The 22,844-nt window shown below is 59.4% G+C and carries 22 protein-coding genes; 6 read left to right on the top strand and 16 right to left on the bottom strand.

Going from position 1 to position 22,844, the window contains the following annotated elements; genetic code table 11:
• Window positions 1-119: 119 nt before the first annotated feature.
• The 4 genes from dnaX to ACIPLA_RS15015 all read left to right on the top strand — a co-directional run bounded on the left by dnaX (window position 120) and on the right by ACIPLA_RS15015 (window position 4,771).
• Window positions 120-2,207, top strand: a complete 2,088-nt coding sequence (dnaX, locus tag ACIPLA_RS15030) for a DNA polymerase III subunit gamma/tau (protein ID WP_401173785.1) — start codon at window positions 120-122, stop codon at window positions 2,205-2,207.
• Between the two features lie 67 nt (window positions 2,208-2,274).
• Entirely contained in the window at window positions 2,275-2,613 is a 339-nt protein-coding gene (locus tag ACIPLA_RS15025; protein ID WP_007905413.1) for a YbaB/EbfC family nucleoid-associated protein, read from the top strand.
• 210 nt (window positions 2,614-2,823) lie between these two features.
• Window positions 2,824-3,426 (top strand): recombination mediator RecR, encoded by a 603-nt coding sequence (gene recR / locus ACIPLA_RS15020; RefSeq protein ID WP_401173782.1) that lies wholly within the window; start codon window positions 2,824-2,826, stop codon window positions 3,424-3,426.
• A 196-nt stretch (window positions 3,427-3,622) separates the two neighbouring features.
• Complete coding sequence (locus tag ACIPLA_RS15015) at window positions 3,623-4,771, top strand: acyl-CoA dehydrogenase family protein (RefSeq protein ID WP_218394352.1); 1,149 nt, start codon at window positions 3,623-3,625, stop codon at window positions 4,769-4,771.
• 137 nt (window positions 4,772-4,908) lie between these two features.
• Here the strand turns inward: ACIPLA_RS15015 and ACIPLA_RS15010 are convergent, their stop codons facing one another.
• From ACIPLA_RS15010 to ccoG, 8 genes are all read right to left on the bottom strand, one after another.
• Window positions 4,909-5,457, bottom strand: coding sequence for an adenine phosphoribosyltransferase (locus ACIPLA_RS15010; protein WP_008075170.1), 549 nt, complete (start codon window positions 5,455-5,457; stop codon window positions 4,909-4,911).
• 79 nt (window positions 5,458-5,536) lie between these two features.
• Window positions 5,537-6,271 carry a fumarate/nitrate reduction transcriptional regulator Fnr gene (gene fnr, locus ACIPLA_RS15005; protein ID WP_218394353.1) on the bottom strand — a complete coding sequence of 245 codons (735 nt, stop codon included), beginning with the start codon at window positions 6,269-6,271 and terminating at the stop codon, window positions 5,537-5,539.
• Window positions 6,272-6,364: 93 nt separating this feature from the next.
• Window positions 6,365-7,747, bottom strand: coding sequence for an oxygen-independent coproporphyrinogen III oxidase (gene hemN, locus ACIPLA_RS15000; RefSeq protein WP_401173777.1), 1,383 nt, complete (start codon window positions 7,745-7,747; stop codon window positions 6,365-6,367).
• A 191-nt stretch (window positions 7,748-7,938) separates the two neighbouring features.
• Window positions 7,939-8,622 carry a sulfite exporter TauE/SafE family protein gene (locus ACIPLA_RS14995; RefSeq protein ID WP_007933361.1) on the bottom strand — a complete coding sequence of 228 codons (684 nt, stop codon included), beginning with the start codon at window positions 8,620-8,622 and terminating at the stop codon, window positions 7,939-7,941.
• On the bottom strand, window positions 8,615-8,833 hold the full coding sequence (ccoS, locus tag ACIPLA_RS14990) for a cbb3-type cytochrome oxidase assembly protein CcoS (RefSeq protein WP_008075166.1): 219 nt from the start codon (window positions 8,831-8,833) through the stop codon (window positions 8,615-8,617). Before ccoS ends, ACIPLA_RS14995 begins: the two co-directional genes overlap by 8 nt.
• Before the next feature lie 22 nt (window positions 8,834-8,855).
• On the bottom strand, window positions 8,856-11,306 hold the full coding sequence (locus ACIPLA_RS14985; RefSeq protein ID WP_218394355.1) for a heavy metal translocating P-type ATPase: 2,451 nt from the start codon (window positions 11,304-11,306) through the stop codon (window positions 8,856-8,858).
• Window positions 11,307-11,465: 159 nt separating this feature from the next.
• Entirely contained in the window at window positions 11,466-12,005 is a 540-nt protein-coding gene (locus ACIPLA_RS14980) for a FixH family protein (RefSeq protein WP_123360013.1), read from the bottom strand.
• Between the two features lie 11 nt (window positions 12,006-12,016).
• Complete coding sequence (gene ccoG / locus ACIPLA_RS14975; protein WP_218394356.1) at window positions 12,017-13,432, bottom strand: cytochrome c oxidase accessory protein CcoG; 1,416 nt, start codon at window positions 13,430-13,432, stop codon at window positions 12,017-12,019.
• A 473-nt stretch (window positions 13,433-13,905) separates the two neighbouring features.
• Between ccoG and ACIPLA_RS14970 the strand changes: the two genes are divergently transcribed.
• Window positions 13,906-14,910, top strand: coding sequence for a metallophosphoesterase family protein (locus ACIPLA_RS14970; RefSeq protein ID WP_401173771.1), 1,005 nt, complete (start codon window positions 13,906-13,908; stop codon window positions 14,908-14,910).
• A gap of 55 nt (window positions 14,911-14,965) precedes the next feature.
• Here ACIPLA_RS14970 and ccoP (ACIPLA_RS14965) read toward each other — a convergent pair whose 3' ends face one another.
• The 8 genes from ccoP (ACIPLA_RS14965) to ccoN (ACIPLA_RS14930) all read right to left on the bottom strand — a co-directional run bounded on the left by ccoP (ACIPLA_RS14965) (window position 14,966) and on the right by ccoN (ACIPLA_RS14930) (window position 21,885).
• The gene (ccoP, locus tag ACIPLA_RS14965; protein WP_192342541.1) at window positions 14,966-15,949 is read right to left on the bottom strand and encodes a cytochrome-c oxidase, cbb3-type subunit III; all 984 of its coding nucleotides are present in this window, start codon (window positions 15,947-15,949) and stop codon (window positions 14,966-14,968) included.
• Complete coding sequence (locus tag ACIPLA_RS14960; protein ID WP_003175465.1) at window positions 15,946-16,131, bottom strand: CcoQ/FixQ family Cbb3-type cytochrome c oxidase assembly chaperone; 186 nt, start codon at window positions 16,129-16,131, stop codon at window positions 15,946-15,948. The genes ccoP (ACIPLA_RS14965) and ACIPLA_RS14960 overlap by 4 nt, the downstream gene beginning before the upstream one ends.
• Window positions 16,132-16,136: 5 nt before the next feature.
• Entirely contained in the window at window positions 16,137-16,745 is a 609-nt protein-coding gene (gene ccoO, locus ACIPLA_RS14955) for a cytochrome-c oxidase, cbb3-type subunit II (protein WP_009042961.1), read from the bottom strand.
• The gene (ccoN, locus tag ACIPLA_RS14950; RefSeq protein WP_401173767.1) at window positions 16,745-18,187 is read right to left on the bottom strand and encodes a cytochrome-c oxidase, cbb3-type subunit I; all 1,443 of its coding nucleotides are present in this window, start codon (window positions 18,185-18,187) and stop codon (window positions 16,745-16,747) included. Before ccoN (ACIPLA_RS14950) ends, ccoO (ACIPLA_RS14955) begins: the two co-directional genes overlap by 1 nt.
• Window positions 18,188-18,669: 482 nt before the next feature.
• Window positions 18,670-19,623, bottom strand: coding sequence for a cytochrome-c oxidase, cbb3-type subunit III (gene ccoP, locus ACIPLA_RS14945; RefSeq protein ID WP_401173766.1), 954 nt, complete (start codon window positions 19,621-19,623; stop codon window positions 18,670-18,672).
• Window positions 19,620-19,832 (bottom strand): CcoQ/FixQ family Cbb3-type cytochrome c oxidase assembly chaperone, encoded by a 213-nt coding sequence (locus ACIPLA_RS14940; RefSeq protein ID WP_305729659.1) that lies wholly within the window; start codon window positions 19,830-19,832, stop codon window positions 19,620-19,622. Before ACIPLA_RS14940 ends, ccoP (ACIPLA_RS14945) begins: the two co-directional genes overlap by 4 nt.
• Before the next feature lie 9 nt (window positions 19,833-19,841).
• Window positions 19,842-20,450, bottom strand: coding sequence for a cytochrome-c oxidase, cbb3-type subunit II (gene ccoO, locus ACIPLA_RS14935; RefSeq protein ID WP_074875099.1), 609 nt, complete (start codon window positions 20,448-20,450; stop codon window positions 19,842-19,844).
• Window positions 20,451-20,460: 10 nt separating this feature from the next.
• Entirely contained in the window at window positions 20,461-21,885 is a 1,425-nt protein-coding gene (ccoN, locus tag ACIPLA_RS14930; protein ID WP_074875101.1) for a cytochrome-c oxidase, cbb3-type subunit I, read from the bottom strand.
• Between the two features lie 109 nt (window positions 21,886-21,994).
• Between ccoN (ACIPLA_RS14930) and ACIPLA_RS14925 the strand changes: the two genes are divergently transcribed.
• Entirely contained in the window at window positions 21,995-22,672 is a 678-nt protein-coding gene (locus ACIPLA_RS14925) for an alpha/beta family hydrolase (RefSeq protein ID WP_401173763.1), read from the top strand.
• Window positions 22,673-22,844 lie beyond the last annotated feature (172 nt).

Raw genomic sequence — 22,844 nt, 5'->3', positions numbered from 1 at the left:
GAGCCAATAAAAGCCCCTCAAAGTGCAGCTTAGCCAGAATAGACGAGCGCACCGGATGCAATTTTGGCCTTGCTCCGCTAGCATTAGCCGCTTCTGTTCCTTCGTTGCGACGGTTTTCGATGAGTTATCAGGTTCTTGCACGTAAATGGCGTCCGCGCTCGTTCGGCGAAATGGTCGGCCAGACCCATGTGCTCAAGGCTCTGATCAATGCCTTGGACAGCCAGCGGCTGCACCACGCGTACCTGTTTACCGGTACCCGCGGGGTCGGCAAGACCACCATCGCGCGGATCATCGCCAAATGCCTGAACTGTGAAACAGGTATCACTTCGACCCCCTGCGGCGAGTGTTCGGTGTGCCGCGAAATCGATGAAGGCCGCTTCGTCGACCTGATCGAGATCGACGCCGCGAGCCGGACCAAGGTCGAAGACACCCGCGAGCTGCTCGACAACGTGCAGTACGCGCCGAGCCGCGGGCGCTTCAAGGTTTACCTGATCGACGAAGTGCACATGCTCTCCAGCCATTCCTTCAATGCGCTGTTGAAAACCCTTGAAGAGCCGCCGCCCTACGTCAAGTTCATCCTGGCCACCACCGATCCGCAGAAACTTCCTGCTACGATTCTTTCTCGGTGCCTGCAGTTCTCCCTGAAGAACATGACCCCGGAGCGGGTGGTCGAGCATTTGACCCACGTGCTGAGCGTCGAGAACGTGCCGTTCGAAGACGACGCGCTGTGGCTGCTGGGCCGCGCCGCTGACGGTTCGATGCGCGACGCCATGAGCCTGACCGATCAGGCCATCGCTTTCGGTGAAGGCAAGGTCATGGCCGCCGACGTGCGAGCCATGCTCGGTACGCTCGATCACGGCCAGGTCTACGACGTTTTGCATGCGCTGATCGAAGGCGACGCCAAGGCGTTGCTTGAAGCCGTGCGTCATCTGGCCGAACAAGGCCCTGACTGGAACGGCGTGCTCTCGGAAATTCTCAATGTGCTGCACCGTGTCGCCATCGCCCAGGCCCTGCCTGAAGGCGTCGACAACGGCCATGGCGACCGTGATCGCGTATTGGCTTTGGCCCAGGCATTGCCGGCCGAAGATGTGCAGTTCTATTACCAGATGGGCCTGATCGGTCGGCGGGATTTGCCGCTGGCGCCGGACCCGCGCGGTGGCTTCGAAATGGTCCTGCTGCGAATGCTCGCGTTCCGGCCGGCAGACACTGCGGACGCGCCGAGGCAACCGCTAAAGCCAGTGGGGATCAGCCAGGCCACAGTTGATTCCGCAAACTCAGTGGCTGCCGCGTCAGTTGTTGCGCCGGTAGTCGCTACGGCCGTTGCACCGCCTCCGGTTGCGCCTGTGGTTGCACCAGCCCCTGTCCCGGTAGCTGCGCCTGAGCCGGTCGCGCCCGTGATCGCGCCCGAGCCTGAGCCTGTTGTCGAACCCGTAGCGGTCGAAGAGGTCGTCGATCTGCCGTGGAACGACCCGGTAGAGCCCGAAGTTGTCCAGCAGCCTGCCATCGAGCCGGTGCTGGAAACGGCTGGTGAACAACCCGAATTGCCACCGATGCCCATGCCGACGCCGGACAGTGTGGTGCCGGATGCGCCGGAATGGGCCGCTGCGCCGATCCCGGAACCGTCCATGGCTGAAGTCGATGCCGCCACGCCAGGCCTGGATCAGGACGACGAGCCGCCGCTGGACGAGGACTACATCGAGCCGGACATGGACTCGGCCTACAGCTACCTCGATGAACTGGCCAGCGAGCACACTGCCGAACCTGCGCCGGAACCCGAGCCAGAACCGGCCGCGATGCCGGCCACCGGCCTTGCCCTGCAATGGCTGGAGATATTCCCGAAACTGCCGGTGTCCGGCATGACCGCCAGTATCGCCGCCAACTGCACGCTGATCGCCGTCGATGGCGACAATTGGTTGTTGCACCTGGACCCGGCCCACAGCGCCTTGTTCAACGCGACGCAACAACGTCGGCTCAACGATGCATTGAACCAGTTTCACGGGCGCACGCTGACCCTGAATATGGAGCTGATCAAGCCTGAGCAGGAAACCCCAGCTCAGGCCTCGTCCCGTCGTCGTGCCAACCGTCAGCGTGAGGCCGAAGAATCGATCCACGGCGATCCGTTCATCCAGCAAATGATGCAGCAGTTCGAGGCGGTGGTCCGTCACGATACTATTGAACCTGTCGAGGCCCTGGTCAGTCAGGGCTAATAACTGAAGGCGCTTGGCCATATTCGCCGGGCGCTGTTTTTATCCAAGTACTTTTGAGGTGATTCCCATGATGAAAGGTGGCATGGCCGGCCTGATGAAGCAGGCGCAGCAGATGCAGGAAAAAATGGCCAAGATGCAGGAAGAGCTGGCCAACGCCGAAGTCACCGGTAAAGCCGGCGGCGACATGGTCACCGTGGTGATGACCGGTCGTCACGACGTCAAGCGCGTAACCATCGACCCAAGCCTGGTCGAAGGCCTGAGCGAAGACGACAAGGAAATGCTGGAAGCGGTATTCGCCGCAGCCGTCAACGACGCCGTGCGCAAGATCGAAGCCAACAGCCAGGACAAAATGTCCGGCGTGACCGCTGGCATGCAATTGCCACCGGGTATGAAACTGCCATTCTGATTCGCCAACGCGCGTCGGATGGGTTACAAAAAAATGCCAGGCATCGCGCCTGGCATTTTTGTTTCTGGGCTCCCTTTGTAGGAGCGAGGCTTGCCCGCGAAGAAGATCGACTCGATCCATCGCAAAAAACATCGAAAACAGGTGAGTAATTGACGCTCATTCGAGGCGCGGGTATAAACCGCGTCTCGTTGTTATGTCGGACTTTTCCCCATGAGCTTCAGCCCTTTGATTCGCCAACTGATCGACGCCCTGCGAATTTTGCCGGGCGTGGGTCAGAAAACTGCCCAGCGCATGGCGTTGCAACTGCTTGAGCGTGATCGCAGCGGCGGTTTGCGACTGGCCCAGGCGCTGAGCCAGGCCATGGAAGGAGTGGGCCACTGCCGCTTGTGCCGCACGCTGACCGAAGACGATCTGTGCCCGCAATGCGCCGATCCACGCCGCGACGACACTTTGCTGTGTGTGGTGGAAGGCCCGATGGATGTGTACGCGGTGGAGCAGACCGGTTTCCGTGGTCGCTACTTCGTGCTCAAGGGCCACCTATCGCCGCTCGACGGGCTAGGGCCGGAAGCCATCGGCATTCCACAACTGATGACGCGGATCGAAGAAGCGGGCACGTTTGCCGAAGTCATCCTCGCCACCAACCCGACGGTGGAAGGCGAGGCCACGGCGCATTACATCGCCCAGTTGCTGAGCAACAAAGGCCTGATCGCCTCGCGCATAGCCCATGGCGTACCGTTGGGTGGCGAGCTGGAACTGGTGGACGGCGGGACATTGGCGCATTCGTTTGCCGGGCGTAAGCCGATTACCTTGTAGTGTCTGAACAGGCCCCTTCGCGGGCAAGCCTCGCTCCTACGGATATCGGTGGTTCGCGAATATTCGCACGACGCAAAACCGTAGGAGCGAGGCTTGCCCGCGAAGAATGCGCCTCGGTCCATCTGGTTCACACAACGCTATTGAAAACCAAGCAAGCGCTCGGTTAACTTCGCTGAACCTTCAGTGGAGCTCGCCGATGCCTGCCTTTCAGGAATACTTCGACCCCAGCCACCAATTGGTCCGCGACAGCGTCAGACGTTTCGTCGAGCGTGAGATTCTTCCGGACATCGACCAGTGGGAAGAAGCCGAAAGCTTCCCTCGTGAACTCTACCTAAAGGCCGGTGCGGCGGGGATTCTGGGTATTGGTTATCCCGAAGCCTTGGGCGGTAGCCATGAAGGGGACCTGTTTGCCAAGATCGCTGCCAGTGAAGAGCTGATGCGCTGTGGTTCCGGTGGTCTGGTCGCGGGGCTGGGCTCGCTGGACATTGGTCTGCCGCCGATCCTCAAGTGGGCCAGGCCCGAAGTCCGCGATCGCGTTGTGCCTCAGGTGCTGGCGGGCGAGAAGATCAGCGCCCTGGCTGTCACCGAGCCCAGCGGCGGCTCCGACGTCGCCAACCTGCAAACCCGCGCCGTGCGAGACGGCGACTTTTACCGGGTCAGCGGCAGCAAAACCTTCATTACCAGCGGCGTTCGCGCGGATTTCTACACCGTCGCGGTGCGCACTGGCGAGCCGGGTTTTGGCGGCATCAGTTTGCTGCTGATCGAGAAGGGCACACCCGGTTTCACCGTCGGTCGTCAGTTGAAGAAAATGGGCTGGTGGGCGTCAGACACCGCCGAACTGTTTTTCGATGATTGCCGGGTGCCGGTGAGCCATCTGATTGGGGCCGAGAACATGGGCTTCGCCTGCATCATGGGCAACTTCCAGAGTGAGCGCCTGGCCCTGGCGTTGATGGCCAACATGACCGCGCAGTTGGCGCTGGAGGAGAGCCTGAAATGGGCTCGTCAGCGTGAAGCCTTCGGTAAACCCATCGGCAAGTTCCAGGTGCTCAAGCACCGTCTCGCGGAAATGGCCACGGCGCTGGAGGTGTCACGGGAGTTCACCTACCGCCAGGCAGCGAAAATGGCCGCCGGGCAGAGCGTGATCAAGGAAATCTCCATGGCCAAGAATTTTGCTACTGACACGGCTGATCGCATTACCAACGACGCCGTGCAGATCCTCGGCGGCCTGGGTTATATGCGCGAGAGCCTGGTGGAGCGGCTGTATCGCGATAATCGGATTTTGTCGATTGGTGGGGGAACGCGGGAAGTGATGAATGAGATCATCAGCAAGCAGATGGGGCTCTAATCTGCGGTGTGGCGACTGGCGTTTTCGCGAGCAAGCCCGCTCCCACATTGGGCCTCTGTCGTTCACAGAATTTGTGTACGCAAGAGATCCAATGTGGGAGCGGGCTTGCTCGCGAAGGTGTCAGTGCAGACGCCGCCTTACTTATCGCTCAACGCAAACTGCGTCAGGCAAAACGTAGGAATCCCCATGTCTTCCAAACGCTGCGAACCACCCAGTTCCGGCAAGTCAATGATCGCCGCCGCTTCATGCACCCGCGCGCCCATGCGCCGAATCAGGTTCGCCGCCGCGATCAGCGTGCCGCCGGTGGCGATCAGGTCATCGAACATCACTACCGAGTCACCCTCGCACAGGCTGTCGGCGTGGACTTCGAGAAAGGCTTCGCCGTACTCGGTCTGATAACCCTCGGCCAACACGTCGGCCGGCAGTTTGCCCTGCTTGCGGAATAGCACCAGCGGTTTGTTCAACTGATAGGCCAGGATTGAACCGATCAGGAAGCCACGGGCATCCATGGCGCCGATGTGGGTGAAGTCGGCTTCGACGTAACGATGGGCGAAGCTGTCCATCACCAGGCGCAGGGCCGTGGGTGACTGGAACAACGGAGTGATGTCGCGAAAGATCACGCCCGGTTTGGGGAAGTCGATCACGGGACGGATCAGGGATTTGATGTCGAAGGAGTCGAAGACCATCGTCGAAGTGTCCTGGCAGGCTGCAAACGTCGCAGTATAACGGCGGCTGAACCGTTTCGCTCAGCCGCCATTGCCAGGATCAGCCGTCGAGCGAGCCGCCGGCCAGGGCGCAGAGCTGGATCGGGTCGAGGATATGTATTTCCTTGCCCTCGGCAGCGATGAGTTCGTTTTGCTGGAAGCGGGTGAACACCCGCGACACGGTTTCCACCGCCAGGCCCAGGTAATTGCCGATTTCGTTGCGCGACATGCTCAACCGGAACTGGTTGGCCGAGAAGCCCCGAGCGCGGAAACGGGCCGACAGGTTGACCAGGAACGTGGCGATGCGCTCGTCGGCAGTTTTCTTCGACAGCAGCAACATCATTTGCTGATCATCACGAATCTCGCGGCTCATCACCCGCATCAACTGACGGCGCAGTTGCGGCAGTTGCAGAGCCAGTTCATCGAGGCGTTCGAAAGGGATTTCGCACACCGAAGTGGTTTCCAGTGCTTGCGCCGAGACAGGGTGCTTTTCAGTGTCCATGCCCGACAGGCCGACCAGTTCACTCGGCAAATGGAAGCCAGTGAGCTGTTCTTCGCCGCCATCGCTCAGGCTGAAGGTCTTGAGGGCGCCGGAGCGTACTGCATAAACGGAATCGAACGTGTCGCCCTGACGAAACAGGAATTCGTTTTTTTTCAGCGGGCGACCTCGTTTGACGATTTCGTCCAGCGCATCCATGTCTTCCAGATTCAAAGAAAGTGGCAGGCAGAGAGGTGCCAGGCTGCAATCCTTGCAATGGGCCTGGCTATGAGCGCGCAGCTTTACTGGCTCGGACATTTCTTTAATCCTTGTGGGAAAACACACATAAGCCGTAAGGGTAACTCACGGGAGGACATTCGGGCCAGCCTGCGACAATTTAACCGCAAGGCCTTAGATCACTCGTGAAAAGCGTTGACGATTGGTGTGTTCCAGATACGCATCGAAAACCATGCACACCGAACGCACCAGCAGCCGGCCTGCGGGCTGTACGGTGATCCGCTCGTTGTCCAACTCGATCAGCCCATCTTCGGCCATATCCAATAGCTGTGGCCAAAGCTCGGCGAAATAACCACGAAAATCGATATTGAAGACTCGCTCGATTTCCAGGAATTCCAGGCTGAAATGGCAAATCAACTGCTGAATCACGGCTCTGCGCAAGCGATCGTCAGCGGTGCATATCAGGCCACGGCTGGTGGCCAGTTGAGCGGACGCCAATGAGTTCTGGTACTGGTTCAGGTCGCTGCTGTTCTGGCAGTACAAATCGCCGATCTGGCTGATTGCCGATACCCCCAGGCCGATCAAATCGCAATGACCATGCGTGGTGTAGCCCTGGAAGTTACGTTGCAGCGTCGATTCTTCCTGAGCAATCGCCAAGTCATCGTCAGGCAGGGCGAAATGGTCCATGCCGATGTAGCGGTAACCGGCAGCCGTCAGTTGTTCGATGGTGCGCTGGAGCATTTCCAGCTTCTGTGCCGGTGCCGGTAGATCGTTGCCATTGATCCGCCGTTGTGGCATGAAGCGTTCCGGCAGATGGGCGTAGTTGAACACCGAGAGCCGGTCCGGTTGCAGGCTGATGACTTCGTCGACGGTGCGGGCGAAGTTCTCGGGCGTCTGCTTGGGCAGGCCGTAGATCAGATCGATGTTGATCGAGCGAAATTGCAGGGTCCGGGCCGCGTCGATCACCGCACGGGTTTCTTCCAGGCTTTGCAGGCGATTGACCGCCCGTTGTACCGCCGGATCGAGGTCTTGAACGCCAATGCTGACCCGGTTGAAACCGAGTTCCCGGAGCAGGCCCATGGTCGACCAATCAGCCTCGCGAGGGTCGATTTCGATGCCATAGTCGCCGGAATCGTCGTCCAGCAGATTGAAATGCTTGCGCAGCTGAGCCATCAACTGGCGCAGTTCGTCGTGGCTGAGAAAGGTCGGTGTGCCGCCGCCGAAATGCAGTTGCTCGACTTTTTGCGTCGGGTCGAGGTGGCAGGCAATCAGCTGGATTTCCTGTTCCAGGCGCTGCAAATAGGGCTGGGCGCGTCCACGGTCCTTGGTGATGACTTTGTTGCAGGCGCAGTAGTAGCAAATATTCGCGCAGAACGGCACGTGCACATACAGCGATAGCGGCCGCAGGGCTTTACGGCTGTCGCGAAGGGCATGAAACAGGTCGAAGGTGCCGACCTGGCTGTCGAATTGCACGGCGGTCGGGTACGAGGTATAGCGCGGTCCCGCCAGGTCATAACGGCGGATCAGATCTGTGTCCCAACGAATGGCGTCGAGCATGCGGGCATTCCCCCGGATAGGCTGGCAATGTCGGCGAGTCTAGGGAGAAGTGCGCAAAGGCATCTTGATTTGCATCAAGGGTCGGGATTTGTGTTGTCAGTGAGGGCCTCTTCGCGGGCAAGCCTCGCTCCTACAAGGGATCGCGGACTCCTGTAGGAGCGAGGCTTGCCCGCGAAGGGCGCGCCGCCGAGCTAATGCCCCATAAGCCAATGCTGATGCGGCCCTGGCAAGGTCCAGATACCGAACACCATCACCAGCAAGCCACCGGTCATGCGGACGCTGCGTTTGCGCAATAACGCCGTGACGCGCTCGGCGGCAAGCCCTGTGGCGAGCAGCACCGGCCAGGTGCCCAGCCCGAATGCCAGCATCAGCAATGCACTGTCCAGCGCATTGCCCTGGCTCGCCGACCACAGCAATGTGCTGTAAACCAGCCCGCACGGCAGCCAGCCCCATAGCGCGCCCAGCAGCAGGGCGCGGGGCAGGTTCGACACGGGTAATAATGTGTTGGCCACCGGCTGGATGTGCCGCCACAGGCCACGGCCGAGGCTTTCGATGCGGGTCAGGCCGCTCCACCAGCCGGCCAGGTACAGGCCCATGGCGATCAGCAGCAGCCCGGCGAGAATGCGCATGAACATCGCCGCCGGGCTATTGGCCACGGCCCAACCGGCCAGGCCGATCAGCAGGCCGGCCGCGGCGTAGCTGAGAATGCGCCCCAGGTTGTAGGCCAGCAATAGTCGAAAGCGTCGGCTGCGTTGTTCTTTGGGGATCGCCAGGGTCAACGCGCCCATCAAGCCGCCGCACATGCCCAGGCAATGCCCGCCGCCGAGCAAGCCGAGGATCAGCGCAGACACCAACAGTGGCGCCAACTCAAGCATGGGGCGGCGCCTTATCGTCCGGTTTGGCCGGATGGCCGCCGGCCTCGTCGACCGCTGCCTTGTGGTTCGGGTCCTGATCGTCGAACAGGATGCTGTGGGCCGGGCCGTCGAGATCGTCGTACTGACCGCTATCGACTGCCCAGAAGAAGATGTAGATAGCGATGGCCACGATCAGCAGCGCGGCCGGGATCATCACGTAGAGAGCTGGCATCTGGACTCCATGCCCGCGCGGCTCAGGCCGGCAGCGGACGGGTTTCTGGCGTGGTGCCGGCAGCCGGCGCGCTCGGCAGGCGAGTCAGGCGCAGGGCATTCAATACCACGGTCAACGAACTGATCGACATGCCAACCGCTGCCCATACCGGAGTGATCCAGCCGAGGGCGGCGAACGGCAACATGAGGCCATTGTACAGCGCTGCCCACAGCAAATTCTCGATGATGACCCGACGGGTGCGGCGGGCCAGGCTGAAGGCTTGCACCAGCGCGTCGAGGCGGTTCGACAACAGCACCGCATCGGCACTGGTTTTCGCCAGATCGGTGGCCGAACCCATCGCCACGCTGATGTCGGCGGCGGCCAGCACCGGCACATCATTGACCCCGTCACCGAGCATCAACACCTTGCGACCTTCCTTGTGCAGTTGTTGCAGCACCTGCAATTTATCGTCCGGACGCAAACCGCCTCGGGCCTCGTCGATGCCCAGCTCGGCAGCGACGCTGGCAACCATCGGCGAGCTGTCGCCGGACAGCAGCAGTGTGCGCCAGCCACGAGCCTTGCAGGCCGCCAGCAGGGCAGGCGCGTCGGCACGTAAACGGTCATCGAGTACGAACCAGGCCAGTGGCCCCTGACTGTCGCCGAGCAACAGCCATTGGCCGGGCTCATCGGGCATTACAGGCGTTTGAGCGCCGCTGAGTTCGCAGACAAACCCCGGTTGGCCAATGCGCAGGCGTTGTGCGCCGACCAACCCCTCAAGGCCCAGGCCCGGCGTGCTGTGAACTTCTTCGGCGGCCAGCGGCGCGCGGCCAAAAGCCCGGGCAATCGGGTGCTCGGAGCGGTTTTCCAGGGCGGCGGCGAGGCTCAGGCATTGATCGCTGGTCAAGGCTCCAAGTGGCCGGATCGAACGCAAGGCCAAGCGACCTTCGGTGAGGGTGCCGGTCTTGTCGAAAATCACCGTGTCGATCTGGTTCAGGCCTTCCAGCACATGGCCGCGCGTCAACAAAAGACCGAGCTTGTGCAGCGTGCCGGTGGCGGCGGTGAGGGCGGTTGGCGTGGCCAGCGACAAGGCGCACGGGCACGTCGCAACCAGCATCGCCAGGACGATCCAGAACGCCCGCGAAGAATCCAGTTCCCACCACAGCAGGCCGATGGCAGCCACCGCGATAAGCGACAACAGCAAAAACCATTGCGCGGCGCGGTCGGCGATTTCCGCCAGTCGTGGCTTTTCGGCCTGGGCGCGATCCAGCAGGCGGACGATGGCCGACAGTCGCGTGTCCTGTCCCAGCGCCAGGACTTCCACGGTCAGCGCACCTTCAACGTTCAAGGTGCCGGCGGTGACAGCATCGCCCGGGGTCCGTGGTTGTGGCAGGTATTCGCCGGTCAGCAGGGATTCGTCGATGCTCGATTGACCGTCGAGGATCTTGCCATCGGCCGGCAGAATTGCTCCGGGATGCACCAGCACCTGATCGCCCACGCGCAATTCGCTGAGCAGAATCCGTTCGCTCTGGCCGTCGGCACTCAGCCGCAGGCAGGAGGCGGGCAACAGATTGACCAGCTGTGCGGTAGCGGCGGCGGTGCGTTCCCGGGCTCGACGTTCCAGATAACGCCCGGCCAGCAGGAATAGCGCAAACATCCCTACTGCATCGAAATACAGCTCGCCTACCCCGGTGATCGAGGTCCAGATCCCGGCGATATAGGCACTGCCGATTGCCAGCGACACCGAGACGTCCATGGTCAGGTGACGGGTGCGCAAGTCGCGCATCGCCCCTTTGAAGAACGGCGCGCAGCTGTAGAACACGATCGGCGTGGTCAGAAACAGCGCGACCCAGCGCAGGATGGTGTGCAGCTCGGGGCTGAGGTCAATGTTGAATTCCGGCCAGGTGGCCATGGTTGCCATCATCGCCTGGAACCACAGCAGTCCGGCAACGCCGAGTTGACGTAGCGCCAGACGGTTTTCGCTGGCCAGTTGTTCACTGGCGCGGTCGGCCTGATAAGGGTGGGCGGCGTAACCGATGTGGCGCAATTCACTGAGCACTTGACTCAATGGCAATTGCGCATCGGCCCAGCGCACATGCAGGCGGTGGTTGGACAGGTTCAAGCGTGCTTCGGCCACCGCCGGCAAGGCGCGCAGGTGTTTCTCGATCAACCAGCCGCAGGCGGCGCAACTGATGCCTTCCATCAACAGGGTGGTTTCGGCGAGTTCGCCTTCGTGGCGGACAAAGGGTTGCTGCACGTCGGCGCGGTCGTACAGCGCCAGCTCATCCACCAACTGTACCGGCAAGGCTTCGGGGTTGGCCGAGGCTTCGCTGCGATGCTGGTAATAGCTTTCCAGCCCACCGGCCACGATGGCCTCGGCCACTGCCTGGCAACCCGGGCAGCAGAACTCGCGGGTATCCCCGAGGACGGCGGCGGTGAAGCGGCTGCCGGCCGGGACGGGCAGGGCGCAGTGGTAGCAGGGGGTTGGATTGGTCATGAGGTTTTCACTGGTGCCGCTGAATCTCTGTCGTCAGGTAGGGCCTCTTCGCGAGCAAGCCCGCTCCCACATTGGTTCTGTGTCGTGCACCGAGTTTTGAGTACACCAATAATCCAATGTGGGAGCGGGCTTGCTCGCGAATGCGCGAAGCGCAGGTTTTTATTTTTTCAGGTCTTCCGCGCCCTGCAGCGGCTCATCGCCCAGCAACAGATCCTTGGCATGGCTGACCTGTTCTTCTTCGAACATGCGCCAGATCTTGTCATCCTGAACACCCAGCAACTCGACGAAGCGACGACCTTCAATTTTGTCACTCAACTGGCCAATGTAACGGCCCTGTTCGGTTTCACTGCGGGCCAGGGTGATCTTGCGATCCTTCTCCGGCTGGGTGGGTGAAATCAGGTTCAGTTCAAGGGTTTTCGGCTGGCTGTTGCCGCTCAGGCGCAGGTCGACTTCGCCGGTCACGTCATCCAGATGCACGCTGGCACGCAGTTGCAGGGTCTGGGCCAGCAGTTCACGGTCCAGTGAACGGTTGATGCCCTTGCCGGCCTCGTAATAGTTGTCGTTGACCAGGTTGTCCGGGTTGTTCACCGCGATGGTCACCATCGACAGGGTCAAGGTCACCGAGCAAGCCAGGATGGCGATGATGATCCACGGCCAAAGGTGCTTGTACCAGGGACTTGCGGCAGTTGCAGCGGGCATGGTCATTTCTCTCAACGAGTTTGTGGGCCGATGAATCGGCTCTTGGCTTCAACGTGGACGTTGGCGTCGTCGGCATCCTTGAGGATGAATGTCACCTCGTTGGTGCTCGACGGCAGTTGTTCCGGTGCGCTGGACAGTTCCACCGGCTGGCTGAAAATCTCCCCGGCGGCGACTTTGATCTCGCGCTTGCCTTGCAGCTTGAGGTCCGGCAGGCCGGTAGCTTCGAGCACATAGGTATGGTCGTGCTGGTCCTTGTTCATGATCTTCAGGCTGTAGACGTTTTCGATCCGGCCTTCGGCGTTCTCGCGGTACAACACGCGGTCTTTACTGACATCGAAGCCAACCAGCGAGCGCATGAAAAATGCAGTCACCAGCAATGCGATCATCGCCAGCAGCACCGTGGCATAGCCGATCAGGCGTGGGCGCAGTTTATGGGTTTTTTGCCCGGACAGGTTGTGCTCGGTGGTGTAGCTGATCAGGCCGCGCGGGTAATCCATCTTGTCCATGATGCTGTCGCAGGCGTCAATGCACGCCGCGCAGCCGATGCATTCGACTTGCAGGCCGTCACGAATGTCGATACCGGTGGGGCAGACCTGGACGCACATCGTGCAGTCGATGCAATCGCCAAGACCCTGAGCCTTGTAGTCGATGCCTTTCTTGCGCGGGCCACGGCTTTCGCCACGGCGCGGGTCGTAGGAGACGATCAGCGTGTCCTTGTCGAACATCACGCTCTGGAAGCGTGCATACGGGCACATGTAGATGCACACCTGCTCGCGCAACCAGCCGGCATTGCCGTAGGTGGCGAGGGTGAAGAAGCCGACCCAGAAATACGACCAGCCATCCGCCTGGCCGGTGAAGAACTCGATCACCAGTTCGCGAATCGGCGAGAAGTAACCGACGAAGGTCATGCCGGTCACGAAACCGATCAGCAGCCACATTGTGTGCTTGCCGAACTTGCGCAGGAATTTGTTGGCGCTCATCGGCGCCTTGTCGAGCTTGATACGCTGGTTGCGGTCGCCTTCGGTGACCTTTTCGCACCACATGAAGATCCAGGTCCAGACGCTTTGCGGGCAGGTATAGCCACACCAGACCCGACCGGCATACACGGTAATGAAAAACAGGCCGAAGGCACTGATGATCAGAATGCCCGAGAGCAGGATGAAATCCTGAGGCCAGAAGGTCGCGCCAAAAATGAAGAATTTACGCTCCGGCAGGTTCCACCAGACGGCCTGATGACCGCCCCAGTTCAGCCACACCGTGCCGAAATACAGCAGAAACAGCCCGGCCCCGCCGATCATCCGCAAATTGCGGAACAGGCCGGTGAAGGCGCGGGTGTAGATCTTTTCTCGAGAGGCGTAGAGGTCGACGCTGTTGTTCGCGTTCTTGGCAGGCGGAGTGACGTCGTGTACCGGAATCTGATTGCTCATCGTTGCATCCCACGGCAGTGGAAAAATGCCTCGGTCAGTACGTGCCGACCGCGGTCAAAAAGAGGTGTTGCAGTGGCGCAATGATACGCCTGTCGCTCTAGATCAAGGGTGCGACCTTTAGTCGCGTTGGGCAAATTCAATTGATGGTGTAGTGACTTGAATCAATTGACTTGTGGGTTTCGTCGATTTTTCGCTTTGCAGATTAGAGTCTAGGCGATTCATAGCCTTTGCGCTGCCGTAGCGTCTGAAACGGCAAGGTTTCAACCTCTGCGTGTGTAGTTGTCCGAGATGAAATATTAATAAATCCAGGTTAGCTAAAGTTAAAGTTGGCTTCGATTTTTTGTGTGGTTGAAATATATTTATTTAATTGGCGCTGGTTGTGCCTTTGAAGTTTTTTATTTTTTCAAATATGTTGTTGTTCCGCGATATTGATATCGCTTGGATATGTCTAATTTAAATGGAGTTTTAATGCTGTGGTTTCTAATAAAGTTGTAAGGTTTTTGCTGGGAGTGTGTTTGTTGTCTTCGGTTACTTTAGCTCATGCGATACAGGGTACTCCTCGGCATATGGTGTTTGCCTCTGATACGCAATATCCGTGGACAGACAAAACAGATATCAGGGCGCCTGAATCCGATGCGGACTTCGCTGTACGTTCCAAATGGTTGGTGGAAACCCAGCTTGCAAGTATTGCTGACTTTCGAAACAATCAGGGGGCGCAATCACAAGTGCCACTGATGATCAACGGTGACATAACCGCTTTCGGCCATGGCTGGCAACGATCGTATATGAAGTCGGCATTAGAGAAGCACTTCAAGGGTGATTATCTGTACGGTTTGGGTAATCACGATTATGAAAATAACGTGGATGATTGTTTTAGTAATAACTGTGCGGCGGGCAGCATAGTCGAGTTTAATAAGCATCATGCGGGTAAGGTGGATAGCTTTGATTTGAAAGTTACGGGCTGGTTCCTTGATACGCTGTATTCGGGCAGCCTCTCTTATTCAAAGAATATCGGTGAAGTTCACATGGTGCAGCTCAATAACGAGCCCACTTACACGACGAAAATTTCCCACGAGTTGAACCCGACGACGTTCGACATCACCAGCGCATTGGACTGGCTTGAGACCGATCTTAGGCTGGCTAGAGCTCAGGGCTACGCCATCATCATCAATATGCATAAGCCGTTCGAGATGAAGGGGGACGCTGAGCAACAAAAGCGCTTTCGCGAAATGATCAGCAAGTATCAAGTGACTGCAATATTTGCCGGTCATTTGCACAAAAACGGAGGTGATTCCTATTGGTTGGGAAATGTGCCGATGTATCTGAGCGGCAGTACCTCTCAGCAAACCTACCTGATCACCAGCTTTACCGAGGATCGCAAGCAGTTGCAGATCTATCTGGTGAAGGATAATCAATGGCAGAGCCGGACGCTGATCGATACGATTCCTGTGAAATCAATTTTCGCTAATCGCCCATAAAAAAAGCCCCGCCAGATCACTGGCGGGGCTTTTTTTATTGCATCAAGCGTTTGCCTTACTGGGCGTCCGCTTCCGGCGCTTTCTCACCGTGAGAGAGGCTGTAGACGTAAGCGGCCAGCAGGTGAACCTTGTCGTTGCCTTGCAGCTGTTCTTGCGCAGGCATCTGGCCCTGACGACCGTAACGGATGGTCTGCTGCAGTTGAGCGAAGCTCGAACCGTAGATGAACGCCGCCGGGTGGGTCAGGTCAGGGGCGCCCATGGCTGGCGTACCTTTGCCGGCCGGGCCGTGGCACGCCACGCAGTTGGCGGCGAACAGTTTCTGCCCGGCAACCGGGTCAGCCTTGGCGCCTTCAGGCAGCTTGCGGCCATCCAGGTTGGTCAGTACGAACGCGGCAACGTCAGCAACGCCTTGCTCGCCGATCACTTCAGCCCAAGCCGGCATCACGGCGTGACGACCGCCCATGATGGTGGTCTTGATGGTTTGCGCTTCACCGCCCCAGCGCCAGTCGGCGTCGGTCAGGTTAGGAAAACCATAGGCGCCTTTGGCGTCGGAACCGTGGCAGACCGAGCAGTTGGAGGCGAACAGGCGGCCACCCATCTTCAGGGCTTGTGGGTCTTTGGCAACTTCTTCGATTGGCATGGAAGCGAACTTGGCGAAGATCGGGCCAAACTTGGCGTCCGACCTGAGCATTTCCTTTTCCCATTCGTGAACGCCGGTCCAGCCAGTCTGGCCGTTGGCGAACGCGGTCTGCTTCTCGTTATCGAGGTAGTTATAACCCGGCAACAGGCCTTTCCAGTTACCCAGGCCCGGGTACAGCACCAGGTAGCCGAGGGCGAAGATGATGGTGCCCACGAACAGCATGAACCACCATTTTGGCAGCGGGTTGTCATACTCCTCGATCCCGTCGAAGGAGTGGCCGACCGTTTCATCGGTGGATTCGCTGCGCTGGCCCTTGCGGGTGGACAGCAGCAGCCAGGTCAGGGCGAAGATGGTGCCGAGACTGAGGACTGTGACGTACAGACTCCAGAACGTAGTCATTCTTTGTTACTCCTAGAAGCTTGCTCGACGTGCTTGATGGCTTCGGGATCATCCGCGAAAGGCAGCAAGGTCGCGTCTTCAAACTCCGACTTGCGCTTGGGGCTGAACACCCACAGCGCCAGACCGATGAAGGCCACCATCACAACAACGGTGCCCAGGCCACGAATCATCCCGATATCCATCTAAATCACCGTTTGCTTTTGATGATGGTGCCCAGGCCTTGCAGATAGGCCACCAGCGCGTCCATTTCGGTTTTGCCCTTCACAGCATCCTTGGCACCGGCGATGTCTTCGTCGGTGTAAGGGACGCCGAGCGTGCGCAAGACTTCCATTTTCTTGGCGGTGTCTTTGCCGTCGAGCTTGTTTTCCACGAGGAACGGGTAGGCCGGCATTTTCGACTCAGGCACCACGTTGCGCGGGTTGTACAAGTGCGCACGCTGCCAGTCATCGGAGTAACGACCACCGACACGGGCCAGGTCCGGACCGGTACGCTTGGAACCCCACAGGAACGGGTGGTCCCAAACGCTTTCACCGGCGACCGAATAGTGGCCGTAACGTTCGGTTTCAGCACGGAACGGGCGGATCATCTGCGAGTGGCAGCCGACACAACCGTTGGCGATGTACACGTCGCGGCCTTCCAGCTCAAGGGCGGTACGCGGCTTCATGCCCTCGACCGGCTTGTTGGTGACGTCCTGGAAAAACAGCGGAACGATTTGAGTCAGGCCGCCGATGCTGACGGCGATAACCATGAAGAAGGCCAGCAGGCCAATATTCTTCTCGACTGCTTCATGCTTCATCAGTGAGCTCCAACTACAGCAATCTGTTCAGCAGCTTTGGCTTCAGCCGGGTTCGAGGCACGTACGGTACGCCATACGTTGTAAGCCATGAACAGCATGCCGCTGGCAAAGAACGCACCGCCCAGGGCGCGAACGATGAAACCTGGGTGGCTGGCTTGCAGCGCTTCAACGAACGAGTAGGTGAGGGTGCCGTCGTCGTTGATTGCACGCCACATCAGACCTTGGGTGATGCCGTTGACCCACATCGACGCGATGTACAGCACGGTGCCGATGGTCGCGAGCCAGAAGTGCGTGTTGATCAGGCCGATGCTGTGCATCTGCGTACGACCGAACAGTTTCGGGATCATGTGGTAGATCGCGCCGATCGAAATCATCGCTACCCAGCCGAGAGCGCCGGCGTGTACGTGGCCGATGGTCCAGTCGGTGTAGTGCGACAGCGAGTTGACGGTCTTGATGGCCATCATCGGGCCTTCGAAGGTCGACATGCCGTAGAACGACAGTGATACCACGAGGAAGCGCAGGATAGGGTCGGTGCGCAGCTTTTGCCAGGCGCCCGACAGGGTCTTCATGCCGTTGATCATGCCGCCCCAGCTGGGTGCCAGCAGGATGATCGACATCGCCATGCCCAGGGACTGAGCCCAGTCCGGCAGTGCGGTGTAGTGCAGGTGGTGCGGGCCGGCCCAGATATACAGGGTAATCAGCGCCCAGAAGTGCACGATCGACAGACGATAGGAGTAGATCGGACGCTCGGCCTGCTTCGGAACGAAGTAGTACATCATCCCCAGGAAGCCGGTGGTCAGGAAGAAACCTACCGCGTTGTGGCCGTACCACCACTGGATCATCGCATCAGTCGCACCCGAGTAAGCCGAGTAGGACTTGAAGAAACTGACCGGCAGGGACGCGTGGTTGACGATGTGCAGCATCGCGGTCACGACGATGAAGGCACCGTAGAACCAGTTACCGACATAGATGTGCTTGGTCTTGCGCTTGACGATGGTGCCGAAGAACACCAGACCGTAGGTGACCCAGACGATGGCCAGCAGAATAGCCAGAGGCCATTCAAGTTCCGCGTATTCCTTGGTGGTCGTGAAACCCATCGGCAAGGTAACGATCGCGCCGACTATCACCGCTTGCCAACCCCAGAAGGTGAAGGCCGCGAGGCTGTCGGAAATCAGTCGCGTTTGGCAGGTTCGCTGCACGACGTAATAGGAAGTGGCAAACAGAGCGCACCCACCGAAGGCGAAAATCACCAGGTTGGTGTGCAGCGGGCGCAGGCGTCCAAAGCTCGTCCATGCCAGACCGAAGTTCAACTCCGGCCAGACCAGTTGCGAGGCGATGAAGACACCGAGCCCCATGCCAAGGATCCCCCAGACCACCGTCATGATGGCGAACTGGCGGACTACCTTATAGTTATAAGCAGTCGGACTGATTGCTGTGCTCATTCTAAGGTTCCACGGTTTGGGTGTTTTATTAGGAGTAAAAATCGGCCGCAAGTATGTAGAAAGCGGGGGGTCATTGCAACGCGCCATGACGTAGGTCAATGCTTTCAAAAGCTGATTCTGCGGCCTTTCCATGCGCCGCGTAAGGACAAAATTGCCCTCGGACAAAATGTCGCAACGGATCAAAGAGGCGAGGGGTTCAGGTCAGTTGTAACGGGGTATGTTCAAACACGACGATCGGGTAACAGAGGGCAACGGGGACGATAGCCGGTGTCTACCAGCCTTTGCGGCCTGTCATCGAGCAAATTCGTCGAACACATCGGGTTGAATCGACCTGGAACCGGCGCTGGCCAGTCCGCATCGCAGGGAAGCTTAGACCCGAATCCGGCGAACCGAAAGGAAGACCAAGGGAGGGTGCGACAATGCGTCGCAAAGGGGCAGGGAACTGCCGCATCCGGGTGAATGCGGCGTTGCGCGGACGAGATTTATTCGCTTTTGCCTTCAGCCTGTAAACGCTCGGTGCTCAGACCTTGAGACAGGCTGTATACGTAAGCGGCCAGCAATTGCACCTTGTCGTTGCCGAGCAGTTCGTTCTGCGCCGGCATATGGCCCTGGCGGCCATGACGAATTGTTTGTTGCAGTTGCGCCAGGCTTGTACCGTAGATAAATCCGGCCGGTTGCGTCAGGTTCGGCGCCCCCATGGCTTCAGTGCCCTTGCCGTTTGCCCCATGACAGGCTACGCACATAGTGCTGAACGCTTGCTGTCCGGCATGCAGGTCGGCACCGTTGTCTGCAGGCAAAGGCAGGCCGGCCAGTTCATGGCGTACATAGGCGGCGACGTTCTTCACGCCGGCGTCACCGAGGATTTCTCCCCAGGCGGGCATCGCGGCCATGCGACCGCCCATGATAGTCGTTTTGATCATTTCGGCATCGCCGCCCCAGCGCCAGTTGTTGTCCGCCAGGTTGGGGAAACCGAACGCGCCCTTGGCATCCGAGCCGTGGCATACCGAGCAATTGGACGCAAACAGACGACCGCCCATTTTCAGCGCTTGCGGGTCCTTGGCCACTTCTTCAACTGGCATGGCAGCAAATTTGGCGAAGATCGGCCCGAACTTCGCGTCAGCCTTGTTCATCTCCTTTTCCCATTCGTGGACTCCGGTCCAGCCGTTTTCATAACCGGGCAAGATGCCTTTCCAGTTGCCCAGGCCCGGGTAAAGCACCAGATAACCGACGGCAAACACCAAGGTTGCGGCGAACAGCATGAACCACCACTGCGGCAGCGGGTTGTCGTACTCCTCGATGCCGTCGAAGCTGTGGCCCATGGTCTGGTCGACGCTGCCCTTGGTTTCGCCCTTGCGGGTGCCGATCAGCAGCCAGGTCAGGCCGATCAGGCTGCCAATGGTCAGTACGCAGATCCACGTACTCCAGAAGGTGGTCATGGCCGGGTACTCCTTGTTTCAGGTTCTTGGGTGGCGACTTCGGGTAGCGGTTCATCGGCGAACGGCAGCAGGCGTGCTTCGGCGAATTCCGGATTGCGCTTGCGGTTGAACACCCACAGCGTCAGGCCGACGAAGGCTACGAACACCACGACCGTGCCCAGGCCGCGGATCATTCCACTGCTCATTACGCTTACGATTTCAAAGGGCATGGCCATGGCTCACCTCTTGCTCTTGATGGATGTGCCTAGCACTTGCAGGTAAGCGACCAATGCGTCCATTTCGGTTTTGCCCTGGAGTGAGGCGACTGAACCTGTGATGTCTTCATCGGTGTACGGCACGCCGAGGGTGCGCATGGCGCGGATCTTGGTTTCGGTGTGGCTGCTATCTACCTTGTTGTCCACCAGCCACGGGTAGGCCGGCATCTTCGATTCAGGCACCACGTTGCGCGGGTTGTACAAGTGCGCGCGGTGCCAGTCTTCGGAGTAGCGACCACCGACCCGGGCGAGGTCCGGGCCGGTACGTTTCGAGCCCCACAGGAACGGGTGATCCCAGACGCTTTCACCGGCCACCGAGTAGTGGCCGTAGCGTTCGGTCTCGGCGCGGAACGGACGGATCATCTGCGAATGGCAACCGACGCAGCCTTCGCGGATGTAGATGTCACGACCTTCCAGTTGCAGCGCGGTGTAGGGCTTCATGCCTTCCACCGGTTTATTGGTCACGTCCTGGAAGAACAGCGGGACGATCTGGGTCAGGCCGCCGATGCTCACGGCCAGCACCATCAGCAACATCAGCAGGCCGACGTTTTTCTCGATTGTTTCGTGTTTCATGGCGGCCTCCTCAGGCGATCTGCGCGGCAGCGGCGGCTTCGGCAGGCTGCGAGGCCCGCACGGTGCGCCAGGTGTTGTAGGCCATCAGCAACATGCCGCTGAAGAAAATCGCACCGCCTACCAGACGCACGACGAAGCCTGGGTGGCTGGCCACCAGGGTTTCGACGAAGGAGTAGGTCAGCGTGCCGTCTTCGTTGACAGCGCGCCACATGAGGCCCTGGGCGATGCCGTTGACCCACATCGAAGCGATGTACAACACGGTGCCGATGGTGGCGAGCCAGAAGTGCGCGTTGATCAGGCCGATGCTGTGCATCTGTGTGCGGCCGAAGATTTTCGGGATCATGTGGTACAGCGCGCCAATGGAGATCATCGCTACCCAACCGAGGGCGCCGGCGTGAACGTGGCCGATGGTCCAGTCGGTGTAGTGGGAGAGGGCGTTCACGGTTTTGATCGCCATCATCGGCCCTTCGAAGGTCGACATGCCGTAGAACGCCAGCGACACCACGAGGAAGCGCAGGATCGGGTCGCTGCGCAACTTATGCCAGGCGCCCGACAGCGTCATCATGCCGTTGATCATCCCGCCCCAGCTCGGTGCCAACAGGATCAGCGACATCACCATGCCCAACGATTGCGCCCAGTCCGGCAGCGCGGTGTAGTGCAAGTGGTGCGGGCCGGCCCAGATGTACAGGGTGATCAGCGCCCAGAAGTGCACGATCGACAAGCGATAGGAATACACCGGACGCTCGGCCTGTTTCGGCACGAAGTAGTACATCATCCCGAGGAAACCGGCGGTGAGGAAAAAGCCTACGGCGTTGTGTCCGTACCACCACTGCACCATGGCGTCGGTCGCACCGGCGTACAGCGAGTAGGACTTGGTGAAACTCACCGGCAATTCCAGGTTGTTGACGATATGCAGGATCGCCACGGTGATGATGAAGCCACCGAAGAACCAGTTACCGACATAAATGTGTTTGGTCTTGCGCTGCATGATCGTGCCGAAGAACACCACGGCATAAGCCACCCAGACGATGGTGATCAGGATGTCGATCGGCCATTCCAGTTCGGCGTATTCCTTGGAACTGGTGTAACCCAGTGGCAGGCTGATGGCCGCCAGCAAGATCACCAGTTGCCAGCCCCAGAAGCAGAACGCGGCGATTTTCGGCGCGAACAATCGGGTCTGGCAGGTGCGTTGTACCGAATAAAACGAACTGGCGAACAGGGCGCAACCGCCGAAGGCGAAGATCACCGCGTTAGTGTGCAGCGGGCGCAGACGGCCGAAGCTGGTCCACGGCAGGTTGAAGTTGAGTTCAGGCCAGACCAATTGGGCGGCGAGAAAAACCCCGAGCCCCATGCCGACGATGCCCCACACCACCGTCATAATGGCGAATTGGCGGACCACCTTGTAGTTGTAGGCGGTACTGATAGAAGTGTTCATGGTTCCCCATCCACGGTTCAGCCGAAGTGAGGGCCTGCCTTTGCGAGTAAGCCGCACGGCAGACGCTCCCTTCGCCTGGAGTTATAGGCAGACTAAAAGCGAGGCAAGCATGGACAAAGAGCACAAGGCCAGTATTGACGGGGATCAATGGGCGCAGTGTGTGCGAGATCATGGATGGTTGTGGAATGCCGCCACGGCGCCGGCCTCGGCGACGCTGATTCTCGCTCACGGCGCCGGTGCGCCGATGGACAGCGGCTGGATGAGCGACATGGCTGAGCGCCTTGCCGCGCATGGGGTCAACGTGTTGCGTTTCGAGTTTCCCTACATGGCGCAGCGGCGTATTGATGGCGGTAAACGTCCCCCGAACCCGGCGCCCAAATTGCAGGAATGCTGGCGTGAGGTGTATGCCGTGGTGCGACGCCATGTCGCTGGACGCCTGGCCATTGGCGGCAAGTCCATGGGCGGGCGGATGGCGAGTTTGTTGGCCGATGAGTTGGGAGCGGATGCGCTGGTGTGCCTGGGGTACCCGTTTTACGCCGTCGGCAAACCGGAAAAACCGCGGGTCGAGCATTTGGCGGCGCTGAAGACTCGCACGTTGATTGTGCAGGGTGAGCGCGATGCGCTGGGTAATCGGGCTGCGGTCGAAGGGTATGAGTTGGCGCCGGGAATCGAGGTGTTCTGGCTGGAAGCAGCGGATCATGATTTGAAGCCGTTGAAGGCTTCGGGGTTTAGTCATGAGCAGCATTTGGCGGCTGCGGCGGGGAAGGTTTCCGAGTTTCTTCAGTGAGATTTGCAGTGCCAGTTCGGGCCTCTTCGCGGGCAAGCCTCGCTCCTACAGGTCATGCGCCGATCATGGGAGCACCGATTACCTGTAGGAGCGAGGCTTGCCCGCGAAAGCGATCTGCCAGGCAACAAAAACCCCGGAAGCTTTCACCTTCCGGGTTTTTGTCTTTCCCGCA

Source organism: Pseudomonas sp. NPDC086112 (assembly GCF_044746425.1).
GTDB lineage: Bacteria > Pseudomonadota > Gammaproteobacteria > Pseudomonadales > Pseudomonadaceae > Aquipseudomonas.
Note: the sequence above shows the minus strand (reverse complement) of the source record. Positions and strands in the feature narration are given on the sequence as shown.

What these genes read in the sequence shown, in the direction of transcription:
- ccoP (WP_192342541.1), bottom strand. Translation starts at nt 15,949, where the DNA reads ATGACTACGTTCTGGAGTCTGTACGTCACAGTCCTCAGTCTCGGCACC.
- dnaX (WP_401173785.1), top strand. Translation starts at nt 120, where the DNA reads ATGAGTTATCAGGTTCTTGCACGTAAATGGCGTCCGCGCTCGTTCGGC.
- ACIPLA_RS15010 (WP_008075170.1), bottom strand. Translation starts at nt 5,457, where the DNA reads ATGGTCTTCGACTCCTTCGACATCAAATCCCTGATCCGTCCCGTGATC.
- ACIPLA_RS15025 (WP_007905413.1), top strand. Translation starts at nt 2,275, where the DNA reads ATGATGAAAGGTGGCATGGCCGGCCTGATGAAGCAGGCGCAGCAGATG.
- ccoG (WP_218394356.1), bottom strand. Translation starts at nt 13,432, where the DNA reads ATGAGCAATCAGATTCCGGTACACGACGTCACTCCGCCTGCCAAGAAC.
- hemN (WP_401173777.1), bottom strand. Translation starts at nt 7,747, where the DNA reads ATGCTCGACGCCATTCGTTGGGACACAGATCTGATCCGCCGTTATGAC.
- ccoN (WP_401173767.1), bottom strand. Translation starts at nt 18,187, where the DNA reads ATGAGCACAGCAATCAGTCCGACTGCTTATAACTATAAGGTAGTCCGC.
- ACIPLA_RS14985 (WP_218394355.1), bottom strand. Translation starts at nt 11,306, where the DNA reads ATGACCAATCCAACCCCCTGCTACCACTGCGCCCTGCCCGTCCCGGCC.
- ACIPLA_RS14980 (WP_123360013.1), bottom strand. Translation starts at nt 12,005, where the DNA reads ATGCCCGCTGCAACTGCCGCAAGTCCCTGGTACAAGCACCTTTGGCCG.
- ccoO (WP_009042961.1), bottom strand. Translation starts at nt 16,745, where the DNA reads ATGAAGCATGAAGCAGTCGAGAAGAATATTGGCCTGCTGGCCTTCTTC.
- ACIPLA_RS14960 (WP_003175465.1), bottom strand. Translation starts at nt 16,131, where the DNA reads ATGGATATCGGGATGATTCGTGGCCTGGGCACCGTTGTTGTGATGGTG.
- ACIPLA_RS14940 (WP_305729659.1), bottom strand. Translation starts at nt 19,832, where the DNA reads ATGCCCTTTGAAATCGTAAGCGTAATGAGCAGTGGAATGATCCGCGGC.
- ACIPLA_RS14995 (WP_007933361.1), bottom strand. Translation starts at nt 8,622, where the DNA reads ATGCTTGAGTTGGCGCCACTGTTGGTGTCTGCGCTGATCCTCGGCTTG.
- ccoO (WP_074875099.1), bottom strand. Translation starts at nt 20,450, where the DNA reads ATGAAACACGAAACAATCGAGAAAAACGTCGGCCTGCTGATGTTGCTG.
- ccoS (WP_008075166.1), bottom strand. Translation starts at nt 8,833, where the DNA reads ATGCCAGCTCTCTACGTGATGATCCCGGCCGCGCTGCTGATCGTGGCC.
- ccoN (WP_074875101.1), bottom strand. Translation starts at nt 21,885, where the DNA reads ATGAACACTTCTATCAGTACCGCCTACAACTACAAGGTGGTCCGCCAA.
- fnr (WP_218394353.1), bottom strand. Translation starts at nt 6,271, where the DNA reads ATGTCCGAGCCAGTAAAGCTGCGCGCTCATAGCCAGGCCCATTGCAAG.
- ACIPLA_RS15015 (WP_218394352.1), top strand. Translation starts at nt 3,623, where the DNA reads ATGCCTGCCTTTCAGGAATACTTCGACCCCAGCCACCAATTGGTCCGC.
- ACIPLA_RS14925 (WP_401173763.1), top strand. Translation starts at nt 21,995, where the DNA reads ATGGACAAAGAGCACAAGGCCAGTATTGACGGGGATCAATGGGCGCAG.
- recR (WP_401173782.1), top strand. Translation starts at nt 2,824, where the DNA reads ATGAGCTTCAGCCCTTTGATTCGCCAACTGATCGACGCCCTGCGAATT.
- ccoP (WP_401173766.1), bottom strand. Translation starts at nt 19,623, where the DNA reads ATGACCACCTTCTGGAGTACGTGGATCTGCGTACTGACCATTGGCAGC.